Origin of the sequence: Streptomyces sp. NBC_01465 (assembly GCF_036227325.1) — a bacterium.
Taxonomy (GTDB): domain Bacteria; phylum Actinomycetota; class Actinomycetes; order Streptomycetales; family Streptomycetaceae; genus Streptomyces.
Window position 1 is genome coordinate 6,898,588 of record NZ_CP109467.1, and the last position, 15,882, is coordinate 6,914,469.

10 protein-coding genes are annotated in these 15,882 nt (G+C 71.1%); 4 read left to right on the forward strand and 6 right to left on the reverse strand.

Translation table 11 applies throughout. The annotated features are described in order from the left end of the window. From lepB to OG707_RS32400, 5 genes are all read right to left on the reverse strand, one after another. Window positions 1–663, reverse strand: coding sequence for a signal peptidase I (lepB, locus tag OG707_RS32380; protein ID WP_329124662.1), 663 nt, complete (start codon window positions 661–663; stop codon window positions 1–3). A 136-nt stretch (window positions 664–799) separates the two neighbouring features. Next, window positions 800–3,565 carry a hypothetical protein gene (locus OG707_RS32385; RefSeq protein WP_329124664.1) on the reverse strand — a complete coding sequence of 922 codons (2,766 nt, stop codon included), beginning with the start codon at window positions 3,563–3,565 and terminating at the stop codon, window positions 800–802. 398 nt (window positions 3,566–3,963) lie between these two features. After that, window positions 3,964–5,949 carry an APC family permease gene (locus OG707_RS32390; protein ID WP_443071507.1) on the reverse strand — a complete coding sequence of 662 codons (1,986 nt, stop codon included), beginning with the start codon at window positions 5,947–5,949 and terminating at the stop codon, window positions 3,964–3,966. Window positions 5,950–6,095: 146 nt separating this feature from the next. Then, window positions 6,096–6,656 carry a hypothetical protein gene (locus tag OG707_RS32395; RefSeq protein ID WP_329124668.1) on the reverse strand — a complete coding sequence of 187 codons (561 nt, stop codon included), beginning with the start codon at window positions 6,654–6,656 and terminating at the stop codon, window positions 6,096–6,098. Window positions 6,657–6,768: 112 nt separating this feature from the next. Beyond that, complete coding sequence (locus OG707_RS32400) at window positions 6,769–8,337, reverse strand: Na+/H+ antiporter (protein ID WP_329124670.1); 1,569 nt, start codon at window positions 8,335–8,337, stop codon at window positions 6,769–6,771. Between the two features lie 298 nt (window positions 8,338–8,635). On the opposite strand from OG707_RS32400, the gene OG707_RS32405 reads away from it, so the two are divergent. The 4 genes from OG707_RS32405 to OG707_RS32420 all read left to right on the forward strand — a co-directional run bounded on the left by OG707_RS32405 (window position 8,636) and on the right by OG707_RS32420 (window position 15,074). Then, entirely contained in the window at window positions 8,636–11,053 is a 2,418-nt protein-coding gene (locus OG707_RS32405; RefSeq protein ID WP_443071508.1) for an ATP-binding protein, read from the forward strand. 74 nt (window positions 11,054–11,127) lie between these two features. Next, on the forward strand, window positions 11,128–11,373 hold the full coding sequence (locus tag OG707_RS32410; RefSeq protein ID WP_329124674.1) for a hypothetical protein: 246 nt from the start codon (window positions 11,128–11,130) through the stop codon (window positions 11,371–11,373). A gap of 306 nt (window positions 11,374–11,679) precedes the next feature. Next, window positions 11,680–13,161: a hypothetical protein gene (locus tag OG707_RS32415; RefSeq protein ID WP_329124676.1), complete on the forward strand. Its 1,482-nt coding sequence runs from the start codon at window positions 11,680–11,682 to the stop codon at window positions 13,159–13,161. After that, the gene (locus OG707_RS32420) at window positions 13,158–15,074 is read left to right on the forward strand and encodes an NAD-binding protein (RefSeq protein WP_329124678.1); all 1,917 of its coding nucleotides are present in this window, start codon (window positions 13,158–13,160) and stop codon (window positions 15,072–15,074) included. Before OG707_RS32415 ends, OG707_RS32420 begins: the two co-directional genes overlap by 4 nt. Here the strand turns inward: OG707_RS32420 and OG707_RS32425 are convergent. Continuing rightward, window positions 15,071–15,841 (reverse strand): GNAT family N-acetyltransferase, encoded by a 771-nt coding sequence (locus OG707_RS32425; RefSeq protein WP_329124680.1) that lies wholly within the window; start codon window positions 15,839–15,841, stop codon window positions 15,071–15,073. The two genes, OG707_RS32420 and OG707_RS32425, sit on opposite strands and share 4 nt — an antisense overlap. Window positions 15,842–15,882 lie beyond the last annotated feature (41 nt).

The following is a 15,882-nucleotide window of genomic DNA, read 5'->3' on the forward strand; positions in this document are numbered from 1 at the left end:
TCACCGGTACATCGCGAACGGCTCCACCGCACGGCGCCGGAACTGCACGAGGCCGACCACGGCGCAGACGGCGCCCGCCACGGCGAGCATCACGCCGAGGATCGCGGTCAGCCCGAGCAGCATCGGTGCCGTGCTGGAGTCCAGTGCGCGGCCCCGGACCGTGGAGGTCGGCACGGTGCCGGACTCCTCGGTCAGGTAGTACCGCGAGTCGTTGGAGTTCCCGCGGTTGTCCCCCAGGAGGAACATGCGGCCGGCGGGCACCTTCACGTCGTAGGGCCGGGGGTCCCCGGCGTCGCCCGCCTTCAGGTACGGCTCCCTCAGCTGCGTCCCGTTCACGGTCAACTGCCCGTCGGAGAAGACGACATGGTCGCCCCCGAGCCCGATGACGCGCTGCAGGACCGCCCCGTCGCCGTAGCGGCCCGGCATCCGGTAGAGCACCACATCGCCCCTCCGTACGGTGGAGCCGCTGATCCTCTCGACGGGGATCCGTTCGCCCCGGGGGTACGTGGGCGCCATGGCACCGCTCGCGGTCGCGAACGTGAAATTGCTCCGGACCGCCCAGAACGCTCCCGCGGCCAGCACGAGCCCGACCGCGAGGAGCACCGCCCCCGTTATCAGCAGTCCGCGCCCTGCGCGCCTGCGGGGGTTGTCGACAGGCAGCACGTTGAAGTCCTTTGCGGGTCAAGGGAGATGGACCGGAGAACGGTGTCCGGAAACCGGCCCGGTTATACATCAGACTCGACCCGCAAGGCCAATGGCGCGATCATTCGGTCAATCGTCGATCAACTGGACAGTACGGTCACTTCTTCTTGCGCGGCGCCGGCTTGGGCTTCTTCGCGTGGATCTGCGCGCGCGTTTCCTCCGCCTGCGCCTGGATCGTCTTCTGGACCGCCGTGGGGAGACCCTTGTCCCGGAACGTGGCGACCATCTTGTTGAGGACGGCGTCCGCCTCGACGAGGTTTCCGTCCTTGGCGTGGACTCCGGCGAGGCGGCGCATCGTCTGGTTGAGGGTGATGTTGTCGAGGCCCAGGTCGCCGGTGGACGCGCTGATGGCGGCGCTGAGCTGCTGCACGCTCTCCTTGATGTCGGGTTCGCGGACGACGATGCGGCCGTCGCGGATGTGCTGGAAGTTGCGGCCTGCGTTGGCGCCGCGGGCCAGGCGGGCGTGTGCCGCCAGGGGGTGGTTGCCGTGGCGTTCGATGATCTCCTGCAGGGCGTCGTTGCCGCCCTGCAGCTGCGGCGCGTCGGAGCCGAGGAACGTCAGCAACTGGCCCTGGTCGTCGCCCATCAGGAGCTCGCCGACCTGCTGGTCCTCGCGGGCCAGAGGCTGACGGACCCGGACCGTTCGCGGGGCGGAGACCACACGGGAACCGTCCGGTGCCTGGTAGGCGGCGGTCACCTTGTACAGGCCCGGCTCGCTGAAGTAGAGCCCGTCGGCGCCGTAACCGAGGTACAGGCTGGCGTAGACGGCGGGGGCCTCGGCGGTGAGCGTGGTGGTGTCGTGCCTGCCGCAGGTGCGGGTGAGGGGCTGGAACATGCGGGTCTGGTTGTAGGGGTCGGTGATCGCGACCGCGACGTGTCCCGTCTCGGGGTTCAGTTCGGGCAGCACGGCGATGTCACCGTGGCTGCCGGTGCGGGCCAACTTGAGCTGCGCGACGACCGGTTCGCCGTACTCGAACGCCGCCTGCCCCTCAAGTGCCAGTACGAGGCCGGACTCGTCGGTCAGCGGCTGCGTGAGCAGCTCCATGGACGGCTGCTCCTTTGCCGCGCCGGTCACGAAGTTGTTGCCGCCCATGACCACGTTCCGGTAGAAGCCGTGGCGCAGGTGCCGGATCTCGTCGTCGGTGAACCGGAACGGGAAAGCACGGAAGAACGCGGCGGACCGCTCGTCCTCGGCCGCGCTGCTGTCCCCCTGGTAGAGGTGCGGATACTGCATCCACGAGAGGTCGCCGTAACCGGCGAGGGGACCCGACGGTGCAGGCGGGATCGCCGTCCCCTTGGAGAAGGAGTGCATCAGGTTGAAGGCGTGGCCGAGTTCGTGGATGTAGGTGTGCAGCTCGTCGTTGGTGCCGGGGGTGTTGCACTCCATGAACACCGCCATGCCCTGCCGTTGCAGGCCGATGCTGTCGAACATGGTCCCGGCGATCTTCTTGCTGTCGCCGTCGGCGTAACCACCCGCGACCAGGGTCCACAGCTTCCACTGCGGTACGTCGCGGTACCCGCTGAAGTTCGCCACCATCGCCGCGTGCAGTTCGGCCTTGGACCACAGCAGGTCCGCCTGGGCCCCGCTGAGGGAGAGGGCGTTGCTGCCGGAGGTGCGCATCTCGATGCCCGCCTCGGCGAACGACGAGGGCACGGTGAGTATCCGGTTGGCGTACCCGGCGGGTGTGGTGGCCTTGGAGGTGTCGTAGCTGACGATCGCGGTCTGGCCGACCACCGTGTCGACCTCGAGGTCGACGGTGTGGAAGTACGTGGACACCCTGGGCACGGCGTACCAGTTGTCGTAGTAGTAGGTCTCGTCCTCCAGGTACAGCCAGTCGGCCGGACGCGCCGGCTGGCCGGCCGCGGTGAGCGGGATCAGGAGCTGGACGATGGTGGCGGGGCGGGTCGGCGGTGTGGCCCACGTAAGCGCCTTGCCCGTGACCATCATGTAGGTCCCGGTCCACTCCACCACCGCACCGGTCGCCCGGAAGGAGTTGGAGTAGGTGGTGGTCCCGCCCGACTCCGTGAAGATGTCACCGCTGATCGTGGACAGCGTGCCGACCCCGTCGACGTCGATGCGTGCTTCCACGGTCAGGCCGGCACTGGTGGCCCGGTAGGTTCCGGACACGGGCAGGTACGGCGACGTGTAGTTCGCCGGAAGCTTGCCCAGGCCCGTGATCAGCGAGGTGAGCGCACCCGACTTCTCCACGCCGGTGGCCCAGTTGAGGATGATCCCCTTGTCACCCTTGACGAGCAGTGAACGGCGTACGCCGGACGCGGGGGGCAGCGCGACGACGTGGTCGAGGTCCGCCTGGAAATCGGCCGGGAGCTTGGCCCAGCCCGGCGCGTCCGCGTCCGGTCCTGCGGTGATCAGCACATCCCGTTCGACGGCGGGGGAGTTGGCGCCCCCGTTGTAGGTGAGGACGCGGCTGCCCTTGAACACGTACGTGCGCCACTCGTTCGTCGGCGAGTTGGGCGCCTGCAGCAGGGCATCGACGTTGTCCCGCCAGTCGGCGGGCAGCCAGGCGCGCATCACCAGCTGTTCGCGCTTCACGGCCCCGGTGCCCACGCGGTAGAGCAGGCTGTCCGAACCGGTGATGAACAGGTACTGCTTCGCCCCGTCCGTGTGGTCGGGCAGTTGCAGCACGGCCTCCGGGTACAGCTTGAAGTTCTGGTACTCGTACTTCGCCAGGTCGGCGAACTGTCCCGTGTACGCCTCGTGCGTCGCCGCGTCGAAGAGCAGGGCCGTTTCGCTGATGCCCGCGGCACTGGTGGGCCGCAGGAACATCGCGGACCAGCCCTGGGCGGTCGGGCACGCCACCGCGCAGCGGAACCCTGTGGACTTGTGCCTGAGGAACGCCATGAGCGTCCCTCCTCTCTGGAAGGATCGCGGCGTCGGGAGACGCGAACGCTGAGCCCTCACCTCAACACCGAAGCCCTCATTCCCCCTTGTGCCTACCGGCCAACTTGCCCCGGGCCGGGACGCGGGTCAGCGGACGTCCGACCCGGGTGGTCCCGGTGCGCGTGGGCCGTACGCGGGCCACGGGCACCCCGACCACTCGGACTGACACAGCCGTGAAACGCAGGGGCACCCTCCTGCTCACGCGTCCGACGCGCGGCTTCTGGTGTCCGGTCACCGGACACCAGAACGGCCGGAATAGGCGAGGGGTCTATGCCAGACCGTCGGCAATCGTCCCCAGGGACAGCGCAGGCAGGAAGTTGAGCAGCGCGGCGGCGCCCCGGCGCGGTGGCCGGCCCCGTTCAGCGCTCCGCGGGCGCGTCCTCCCGCTTCGGTGCGCTCGGCTCTCCGCGGCGCACCGAGCCCGGGGCGCGTGCTGCCGGGTGGTCGGCGTGGGCCGCCGAGGTGAGCTGCCAGGGGACGCTCGTGACCATGACGCCCGGGGTGAAGAGCAGCCGGCTCTTGAGCCAGAGCGCGGACTGGTTGTGCAGGAGGTTCTCCCACCAGTGGCCGACCACGTACTCCGGGATGAAGACCGCGATCACATCGCGCGGGCTCTCGCGCCGCATCGTGCGGATGTACTCGACGACCGGCTTGGTGATCTCGCGGTACGGGGACGCCAGGACCTTCAACGGCACGTCCACGTCGAGGTGCTCCCACTCCTCCTGGAGCCCCGTCGTCGCGTCCTTGTCGACGGCGACCGTGAGCGCTTCCAGGCGGTACGGGCGGGTGGCCCGGGCGTACGACAGCGCGCGCAGCGTCGGCTTGTGGAGCGTGGAGACCAGGACCACCGCCAACACCCGTGACGGCGGGGCGAGTTCGCCGCGCGGGTCCTCGACCGCGAGCTCCGCCGAGGTGCGGTCGTAGTGGCGGCGGATCGCCCGCATCATCAGCCAGAGCAGTATCGCGGCGAGCACCGCCAGCCAGGCGCCCTGCGTGAACTTGGTGATCAGGACGATGACCAGGACCAGACCCGTCACGACCGCGCCCAGCGTGTTGACCGCGCGCGAGGACTGGTGGCGGCGGCGTTCCGCCGGGTCGGTCACCGTGCGCAGGGCGCGGTTCCAGTGCCTGACCATGCCCAGTTGGGAGAGCGTGAAGGAGGTGAAGACGCCCAGGATGTAGAGGTGGATGAGGCTCGTGACGTCCGCCTTGTACATCCACAGCAGGGCGCCCGCCACGACCGCCAGCGCCACGATGCCGTTGGAGAAGGCGAGGCGGTCGCCGCGGTTGTGCAGCTGACGCGGCAGGTAGCGGTGCTGGGCCAGGATCGAGGAGAGCAGCGGGAAGCCGTTGAAGGCGGTGTTCGCGGCGAGGATCAGGACCAGTGCGGTCGCCGCCTGGATGAAGAAGAAGCCGACGCTGTGGTCGCCGCCGAAGACCGCCGCGGCGATCTGGGCGATGACGGTCTTCTGGGTGAAGTTCTCGCAGTTGCCGGTGATTCCGGTCAACTGGCAGGAGTCCTCGGTGATGTGGACCTTGGAGATCAGCGCGAGCGTGGTCACGCCGACGAACATGACGACCGCGATGATGCCCATCGACGCCATCGTGCTCGCGGCGTTCTTCGACTTGGGCTTGCGGAAGGCGGGCACCCCGTTGGAGATGGCCTCGACGCCGGTCAGTGCCGTACAGCCGCTGGAGAAGGCGCGCAGGCAGAGCATGAGGAGCGCGAGGCCCGTCAGGTTCTGGTCGCCGTGCGTCGGGACGATGCCGTACGAGGCCGACTCGGCGACCGGTGCGTCGCCGAGCAGATAGCGGACCAGGCCGGTCCCGACCATGATCAGCACGCCGCCGATGAAGAGATACGTCGGTGCCGCGAAGGCCCGCCCGGACTCGCGCACCCCGCGCAGGTTCACGGCGGCCAGCAGCGCGACGAAGCCCACCGCGAGCAGCACCCGGTACTCGGCGAGCGCGGGCAGCGCCGAGATGATGTTGTCGACGCCGGAGGCGACGGAGACGGCCACCGTCATCACGTAGTCGACGAGCAGGGACGCGGCGACCACCAATCCGGCGGACGGACCGAGGTTCTTCGAGACCACCTCGTAGGAGCCGCCGCCGCTCGGATAGGCGTGCACGACCTGCCGGTACGAGAGCACCACGACCGCCATCAGCGCGACGACCGCCGCCCCGATCCACGGCGTGAAGTGCAGATACGCCAGACCGCCGAGCGTCAGCACGAGCAGGATCTCCTGGGTGGCGTAGGCCACGGAGGAGAGAGGGTCGGAGGCGAAGATGGGCAGGGCGAGCCGCTTGGGGAGCAGGGTCTCGCCGAGCTCTTCGCTGCGCATGGCGCGGCCGATCACCAGGCGTTTCAGCACGCCAGTCACGTTCAACACGGCGCGAGCGTATGAACGGCCGGAGGGGGTTGGGCTCCGGAAGGCCGTTAAGGGGGCGTCAAGGTTCTCGCAAATGCGTATCAAACAGGGCGTATTGCCTACTCCAGGCCGGAGACCTTGAACACAGTGCGGGCCGTCTCACGGTCGACGCGCGCCGAGATCTGCCGCAACGCCGTCTCACCGCAGCGCAGCACGCCGCGCTCGGTGCTGGTGCGGGCGTCCTGGTCGAGAACCCGCCACAGCGGGGGATTGGCGACGAGCACCTTGGGGTCGATCTCGGCCCGCCCGCCGTCGGAGTCCCGCAGGACGAGGCGCTGGGCGACCCCGTCCGACCAGCGCACCGAGACGAGCCGGTCGGTACGGACCTCGGCTTGGCGCAGCAGCCCGCGCGAGACGAGCCGGCCCCGGGTCACGGAGACCCGGGCCGGCCAGAGGACCACGAAGAGCAGGGCGGCCAGTCCGGTCCAGAGGGCGGCACGCAGCACGCTGAGTGTTCCCGCTCCGGTGTCGATGGCGAACAGCAGCACCAGCAGAAGTACCGCGCAACCGACCGCCGCACGGGCGTCGCCGGCCCAGGTGGAGTCGTGGACCGTCGGGTGCGCTGTCCCCTGTGGAGCTGTGCTGTGCCCCGCCACGATGCGGGTGGTCCTTCGTCCCATGCACCGGGACGGTAGACGTCCCCGGTGCGGCTGTCGTGAGGCCTTGACGGACCGCTGACGCACCGGCGCCTCTTCTTGTCGCGGGTCATACGCCGCCCTGACATCTCCGTGATCAACTGCCGGAGAGGCGCGCCTCCTCCAGGTCCAGCGAACGCTGGAGGCGGCGGCGGGTGGAGTCGCTGATGCGGTGGCCGTCGTAGAGCCGCTGGAGTTCGGCGGTCTCCTCGACGATCAGGTCGCGGCGCAGCTGCCGGTAGACGTGCTCGGCGGACTCGGTGGCGCTGTCGGTGGTGTCGTCTAGGCGCTCCAACGCGTGCTCCTGGCGGGCCTGAAGCGCCCTGCGCAGCCGGTCGGCGACCACCTCGGGGACGGCCTCCAGCTCCGACATCTCGTCCAGGCGGCGCAGCCCCGCCTCGGCCAGGCCCAGCCGAGCCCGTGCCTCCTCGCGCTCGGTGCGGTCCGGCTCCAGGGCTATGCCGGAGCGGCGTACGACAGCGGCGAGGGAGAAACCCTGGACGACCAGCGTCACCACGACCACGGAGGTGGTGAGGACGAGGACCAGCGGGCGCCCGGGGAGGACGGCGCCGCCCGCGGTCGTCACCGGAATCGACAGCGCGGCCGCCAGCGGCATCACGCCCCGGGTGCCGGCCCAGGAAAGGACCACAGGGACCCGCCAGTTGGTCCGGCGCTGACCGCCCTTCCACTGCAGCAGCGCGGAGAGCGGGAAGATCCACAGCATCCGGACCGCGATCAGGGTCCCGGCCAGGGCGAGGGCGTACAGCGGCCAGAGGCGGTCCCCGTCGCCCAGTTCGTCGATCAGTCCGGGCAGGGAGAGCCCGATCAGGGAGAAGACGACGCTCTCCAGGAGGAAGACCACCGTTCCGTACACCGCGTGCAGCTGGAGCCGGATGCGGGCGCTCGTCAGCCGGTCCGAGCGGCCGCCGAGCACCACCCCGGCCACCACCACCGAGGTCACGCCGGAGGTGTGCGCAGCCTCGGCGAGTACGTAGGCGGCGTACGGAGTGACGAGGGCGACGACCGTCTCCAGGACCGGGTCCTCCGTACGCCGCCGGATCAGTACGACCACCCCCGCGACCGCCGCCCCGATCAGCGTGCCGCCCCCGGCGAGCAGCGCGAACTCGGCCCCCGCGCCCGGCCAGGAGACGGCCGAGGCGGCGACGGCGACGCCCACCGCGACCTTGAAGAGGACCAGCGAGGTGGCGTCGTTGAACAGGCTCTCGGCCTGCACCATGGCCTGCACCTTGGGCGGCAGCGCCAGCCTGCGGCCCAGCGCGGTGACCGCCACCGGGTCGGTGCTGGCCAGCACCGCGCCGAGCACGAGCGCCATCTGCCAGGAGAGCGGGGTGATGACGGACGCGACGTAACCCACCACCGCCGCGGAAGCGAGGACCAGGCCGACGGCCAGGACGCTCACCGGCTTCCACACGGCGCGCAGTTCGCGCCAGGAGACGTCCTCGGCGCTGGCGTACAGCAGCGGCGGGAGCACCACGAGCCCGATGATCTCCGGAGTGACCTCTATCGCGGGCGAACCAGGCAGCAGGGCCACCACCAGACCCGCGACCACCAGGAGCGAGGGCGCGGGGATGCGCCAGCGGCGGGCGCCCGTGGCCACCATCGTGGCGAGCACCACCAGAAACAGAACCGTACCGACGCCGCGCATGCCGCCCCCTGGACAGATGCGGACCCGAGCGGACCGCAACGCCGACCAGACTTCCCGGCACACCGCCTTCACCCTATCGATACGCCGGACGTCAAGGCGACGTCAATCAACTGCTGACCGGCGACAGGGATGCGCCAAGACCCGCCCGGGCGCGGGGCACGGGGAGTTGGGTCGACGACGTACCCGACGATGCGAGGAGGCATGTGCTGTGGTGGTGGATCCGGACGTCCCGCCCGGGAGGACGGGGCAGTTGAAGGTCTTCCTCGGGGCGGCCCCCGGAGTGGGCAAGACCTACCGGATGCTGGACGAGGCCCGGCGCAGGGCGGAGCGCGGCACCGACGTGGTGGTCGCGTACGTCGAGTGCCACAAACGGCGGCACACCCTGGACCGTCTCGACGGCTTCGAGATCCTGCCGCGCACCCGACGCGCCTACCGGGGCGGGCAGTTCGAGGAGATGGACCTCGACGCGGTGCTCGCACGGCGGCCCCAGGTCGCCCTCGTCGACGAGCTCGCCCACAGCAACGTCCCCGGCGGACGCAACGTCAAGCGCTGGCAGGACATCGAGGAACTGCTCGCCGCGGGCATCGACGTCGTCACCGCCGTCAACATCCAGCATCTGGAGTCCCTCAACGACGTCGTCGAGAAGATCACCAGGGTGCCGCAGCAGGAGACCGTCCCCGACGACGTCGTCCGCCGCGCGCACCAGATCGAGCTGGTCGACATGCCCGCCGACGCGCTGCGCCGCCGTATGGCACACGGCAACATCTACGCACCCGAGAAGGTCGACGCCGCCCTCGCCAACTACTTCCGGGTCGGGAATCTGACCGCACTGCGGGAACTGGCCCTGCTCTGGGTCGCCGACAGCGTGGACGAGGCGCTGCAGAAGTACCGCACCGAGCACGGCATCGGCGGCGTCTGGGAGACCAGGGAACGCGTCGTGGTCGCCCTGACCGGAGGACCCGAGGGCGAGACGATCATCCGCAGGGCGGCCAGGATCGCCGACCGGTCCGCGCGCGGCGACCTGCTCGCCGTGCACATCGCGCGCAGCGACGGACTCGCCGCCGGATCCTCGTCGGCCGCGCTCGCCCGCCAGCGGGTCCTCGTCGAGAGTCTCGGCGGTACCTACCACTCGGTCGTCGGCGACGACATCCCCACCGCGCTCCTGGAGTTCGCCCGCGCCGAGAACGCCACCCAGCTCGTCCTCGGCACCAGCCGGCGCAGCAGACTGGAACGGTTCCTGACCGGGCGCGGGATAGGAGAGACGGTCGTCGGGCTCTCCGAGGACATCGACGTCCACACCGTCACCCATGAACGGGCGGGCGGGGGACGGCTGTTGCCGTCGCGGCGCCGCACCCTGTCGACGCCCCGGCTCATCGCGGGCCCCGTCTCGGGGCTCGTGCTTCCTGTCGTCCTCACCTTCCTCCTCCACCACACACGGGGCAGCCTCGACCTCATGAGCGAGGCGCTGCTGTTCCTGCTCGCGGTCGTCGGCGTGGCCTGCGTCGGAGGAGTGGTGTCGGCCGTGGTCGCCTCGGTCACCGCATCGCTGCTCCTGAACTACTGGTTCATCCCGCCCGCAGGACACTTCACCGCCAACCTCAACAGTGTTCTGGCGACCGTGGTGTTCGCCGTCGTCGCGGGCACGGTGGCGGCCGTCGTCGACCGTTCGCTGCGACTCTCGCGCCGCTCGGCCCGCGCGACCGCCGAAGCAGAGACGCTCTCCTCGCTCGCGGGCTCCATCGTGCGCGGCGACGAGGCGGTGCCGGCCCTTCTCGCCCGTACGCGCGAGACCTTCGCCATGGAATCGGTCGAGCTCGTGCCCTGCTCGGCGGTGACCGGGGCCTCCGAGCGGGACGACCCGGTGGTACGCGTCCCCGTCGGCCAGGACACCTTCCTGCTGCTGCGCGGCCGTACGCTGCCCGCCGCCGAACGCCGCGTCCTCACCGCGTTCGCCGCCCACCTCACCGTCGCCGTCGAACGTGCGCGGCTCGCGGAGGCGGCCGCCGAGATAGAACCCGTCAGGGCCGCGGACCGGATGCGCACGGCGCTGCTCGCCGCCGTCAGCCACGACCTGCGCACGCCCCTCGCGGCGGGCTGGGCCGCGATCGCCTCGCTGCGCAGCCGCGACGTGGACTTCAGCGACGACGACCGCGACGAACTCCTCGCCACCGCCGACGAGTCGATGGCCCGCCTCGGCCGGCTGATCGACAACCTCCTCGACATGAGCCGCCTCCAGGCCGGGGCCCTCAACCTCAGCCTGCGCGCCATGGCCCTGGAGGAAGTGCTCCCGATGGCCCTCGAGTCGCTGCCCTCCGGCGCGCCCCCGGTCGACATCCAGCACCTCGACGCCGTCCCCGCCGTCCTGGCCGACCCGCCGCTCCTGGAGCGGGTGATCGCCAACCTCCTGAGCAACGCCGCCCGCCACACCCCGCGCGGCGCGTCCGTACTGCTCACGGCCAGCACGCTCGCCGACCGGGTCGAGGTACGGGTCGTCGACCGCGGCCCCGGCCTGCCCGCCGCCGACCGCGAGCGGGCCTTCGTACCGTTCCAGCGGCTCGGCGACACCGACAACACGACGGGCGTAGGGCTCGGCCTGGCGCTGTCCCGCGGCCTCACCGAGGCGATGGAGGGCACGCTCACCCCCGAGGACACCCCGGGAGGCGGGCTGACCATGGTGCTGTCCCTGCCGGTGGCCGAGGTACCGGCGCCCGCGTAAGAGGTACGTCAGGGACACCAGCGCCGCCGCCGTCTTCCAGGAGCACCCTGGGAGGTGGAGCACGGGAGGTCGCCATGACCAGGTTCGCACTGCCCGCGGCGCTCGTGGCGGGCGTCGCCCTCACACAATGCGCGGCACGGGACCGCCGTCTGAAGGCCGTCGCGGTCACCGATGAGGGCTACCTCGACCGCATCGGCGCCATCGACCGCATCGCACAGCACACGACGTCCGCCGATGCCGTCGTCGAACACGTACGGGACGAACTGACCGGGCTGGTGGCGCTCGACGGCTGCCGCTTCGAGTACGGCAGGTGGCGGTGACGCTCGCCGGGCGGGCGGGGGCCGCGCTGGCGGATGCGGGCGGGGTGCGGGAGCAGGAGTGCTGACGCCGCCGTCAAGCACGCGTTAATGCATGACCGTCGGGCGTCAGGGGGGCGTCAACGCGGCTGATCACTCGAACTTCTGACCTGCATGCTGATGTGCGCACGGGTTCGTACGAGCGGCCCGTGGCGCGAGGTTGGAGTGCCAGTGGCGGTCACCGTCGGTACAGAACAGCACCAGGGAGCGGGGGCCCCGGAAGCTGAAGAACCGGACCCCGCGCCATTCGCCCGTACCGGGGGAGACCCCGTGCCGCGGTCCGGAGGGGACCCGCGTGAAGGACAGCCGCGGCGACGGTCTCCCATCGCCGTCGCCCGGCTCGTCCGCTTACACCTCCGGCGTCACTGGGCCACGCTGCCGGGGCGGCTGCGCCTCACCCGTACGGTGTGCCTGCTCCTCGGGGCCGGACTCCTCGCCCTGATCGCCGTCGCGGCGACCGGGCTCTCCACCACCTGGGACGCGGTCGAGAAGCGCGACGCACCCCGTACGGTCGCCGCCACCCAACTGGACCTCGCGCTCGACGACATGGACGCGCAGGCCGCCAACATCCTTCTCTCCAGCGGTGATTCGGGCACCGGCGCGGGTCGGCTGCCGGAGTCGTACACCAAGGCGACCGGCTTCTACGGGGACGCACAGGAAACCATCAGCTCCTCACTGCGCACCCTGGGCGCCGCAGCGGAGGGCGACCCGGCGACCGAGGCCACCGTCGTCGCGCTGACCGACGACTTCGCGCACTACCAGGAGCTCATCGGGCGCGCACTGGAGAACGACGAGCACTCCGGCGGCAAGGAGGCCGCCCGCGCCGACTACCGGCGGGCCACCGACCTCCTCACCGGGAAGCTGCTGCCCCAGGCGCGGAAGCTCGTCGACGCCAACAACGCGGTCTACCTGCGCGAATACACGTCCGCCCGCTCGGACCTCGCCACCCAGCAGACGACCGAAGCCGTACTCGGCGTCCTCCTGATCGCGGCCCTCGTCCTCCTCCAGGTCCACCTCGCCCGCCGCTTCCGTCGCATCCTGAACCCGGCGCTGCTCGCGGCGACCCTGTGCGCGGTGGTCGCGGTCGTGTGCGGCAGCAGTCTCCTGGCCGTCGACGCCGACCAGTTGAAGGTCGCGCGGCACGACGCCTTCGACTCCGTGGTCGCGCTCTCGCGCTCCAAGGCGATCGGCTACGACGCCAACGCCGACGAGAGCCGCTTCCTGCTGGACGCATCGCGCCGGCCCGTGTACGAGAGGTCCTTCCTGGAGAAGTCGCAGCAGCTGTACGGAATGAAGGGCGCGAGCCTCGGCTCGTACGACCAGCAGCTGGCGGAGACCTGGTCCGCCTACCAACGCGACCACGGGGACGAGCAGTTCACCGGCGAGTACCGGCGCGAGCTCGACAACATCACCTTCGCCGGGGAGCGGGCGGCCGCCGAGCAGACCGTCGAGGCGTACGCCGTCTACCAGAGGGACGACCGCACGTTCCGGCGCCTGGTGGCCGAGGGGAAGCTGAAGGAGGCCACCGTCTTCTGCATCGGCTGGGCCTCCGACACCTCCAACGCCCACTTCGGGGTCTGGATGGAGGCCCTGGACAAGGTGACCGCGATCAATGCCGGCCACCACGCGCAAGCCGTCGCCACGGGCCGCGACGCGCTCTCCGTCCGGGCGCCCGCGGCGGGAGGGGCCCTGCTCCTGGCGGCCGGCCTCCTGGTGATCGGGCTGCGGCCCCGGCTGGCCGAGTTCCGATGACGTCGACGCTCCCTCTGCCCGGACGCACCGACGTCCGCTCCCAGCACATGGTGATCTGCGGCAACGACGGTCTGGCCCAACGCCTCGCGGTCGAACTCGACGCCGTGTGCGGCGAGACGGTCACCGTCGTCCTGCCGTCCCGACGCGACGAACACGGCGGCCGGATCGACGCCCTGCACCGCGACCCGAACTCGCCCGTACAGCTCCTCGTCTCCGCGCAGCCGGACGAACAGACCTTACGGGCGGCGGGAGTTGAGCGCGCCGCCGCGCTGGCCCTCACCTACGGCGACGACCAGACCAATGTGACGGCGGCCCTTCTTGCCCGCAGCCTCAACCCCGGGATCCGCCTCGTCATCCGTATGTACAACCGCGAACGCGGCCGCCACCTGGAGCAGTTGCTCGACCGTGCGGTCCTGGCCCGCTCCCCGCACACGGAGACCGGCATCGTCGACGTCTCGACGACCGTCCTGTCCGACGCCGACACCGCCGTCCCCGAACTGGTCGCGGCGGCCGCACTGGGGGAGGGGCCCACGCTCCAGGTCGACGGCAAGGTGTTCCGGGGCGTGGTGCGGCCCGCAGGGACCCCGCCGCACGCCTCCGACCTCGCCACCCTCGCCGTCCTCTCGGGGACGCACCGCGACGACCCCCGCAGCCAGGACAGCGCCGAGACCCCGGGCGCCGACGGCACCCTCCTCCTCCCCGACACCCGCACCTCCTACCACCGGCAGTTCACCCACGGCCGGCTGATGCTGGAGGAGGTCACCCCCGACCACCACCCGGACCTCCCGGCGGACCCGCGCGGCGCACGCGACTGGCTCCGCGGCCGGCTGAGCCACCTCCCCTGGAACGTCTTCGTCTCCCGCGAGGTGAGCTCCGTCTTCGGGCTGCTCGCCGCGGTCGTGGTGCTGCTCGCCCTCGCCACCTGGCTGCTGGTGGACGCGATGCCGCTGTGGAAAGCGGTGTACCTGCCGATGCTGGACATCTTCACGATGGGCGACCCGGCCATCGGCGAACCGCCCGCCAGGCGGGTCCTCCAGCTCATCGCGGGCTTCGTCGGCCTCGCTGTCCTGCCGCTCGTCGTCGCCGCCACGATGAACGCGACCGAGGCGTTCCGTACGGCATCCGCGAGCCATCCGCCCACCGAGAACCTGGCCGACCACATCGTCCTCGTCGGCCTCGGCAAGATCGGCACACGGGTCCTGGCCCGGCTGCGTACCACCCGCCACCAACTCGTCGTCATCGAGCGCGACCCGCACGCCCGCGGTGTCGCCCTCGCCCGCGAGCAGGGGGTGCCGCTGCTCGTGGACGATGCCACCGCCCCGGGCGTCCTGGACCTGGCCCGGATCGCCGGGGCCCGCTCCCTGCTCATCCTGACCAGCGACGACAGCGCCAACCTCGACATCGTGATGGCGGCCCGCGAGACGAACCCCGACATCCGGGTCGTCCTGCGGCTGTACGACGACGACTTCGCGGCCACCGTCTCCCACACGATGCGCGCCTCCTACCCGCACGCCCTCACCCGCAGCCGCAGCGTCTCCGCGCTCGCCGCACCCTCGTTCGCGGCGGCCATGATGGGCCGGCACGTCCTGGGCGTCATGCCGGTGGAGCGCGGTGCGCTGCTGTTCACCGTGGTGGACGTGGGCGGCCATCCGGAGCTGGAGGGGTTCTCCGTCCACGAGGCGTTCCAGCAGAACGAGTGGCGGGTCCTCGCGGTCGGATCCGCGCACGGCCCGGCCCCGTACGTCACCGCGTCGGACACGCTCGGCGGCGGGCTCGGGAGGCGTACGGACTTCGACTGGCGGCCTCCGCACGGCCGGGTGCTGCGGGCCGGGGACCGGGTCGTGCTGGCGACGACCCGGCGCGGGCTCGACATCCTGATGACCGGGGTGCAGCAGCACCCGCCGAGGAGCTAGGCGGCGACGCGGCGGTCGGCGGGGGTGCCGGTCGCGTAGTGGACGTACTCGCGCTCCAGGCGGAAACCGGCGGTCCACGCCAGCAGACGGCTGGGGCGGTTGTGGCTGGAGCAGGTCCAGCTCGCGGTTCGGCCGCGGGACTCGACATCGGCGCAGAGCGCGACGACACAGGTGAGGGCGAGCTGCTCGCGGCGGTGCTCGGCGGCGGTGACGACGGCGATGTCCTCGTACAGGGTGCCGAGGAAGTAGGTGCAGGCGACGGCGAGCAGCCGGTCGCGGTGGAAGGCGCCCCAGGCGTGGCCCGATGCGGCGAGGGCGGCGGGGCTGCCCCAACTGTCGTATATCCAGGCCGACTCGGCGTCGAGCGCTGCGAGAGCCGGGGTGTCGGACGGCACGATTCGGCGCACGGTGGTGCCCCGGAGCGGGCGCGGCAGGGCCGGCTGCTCGCGGCGTACGTACACCATTCGCTCCCAGGGCACGATCCGGTCGAAGGCGGAGCCGAGGGCGGGCAGGAAGCGGGCCGGGGCCAGTGCGTAGTGGCCGGACAGGGGTGCCAGGGCGGCCGGTTCGAGGGTGCTCGCGTCGCCGCGCAGCAGCACATGGCCGGCGGAGGTGACGGCGAGGGCGCGCGGCCGTTCGGCTCTGTCCGCCCAGAGGCGGCCTGTGCCGGTGGCCAAGACGTGCTCGGCGAGTGCGGTCGGCCCTGCGGACCCGGAGGGGAACCAGCGCATACGGGAAGAGAGTTGGCGCAGCGGAAGTTCGATCATGGCGGGTCTTCATCTCCGGGTGAGGGGAACGGGACAGGGGG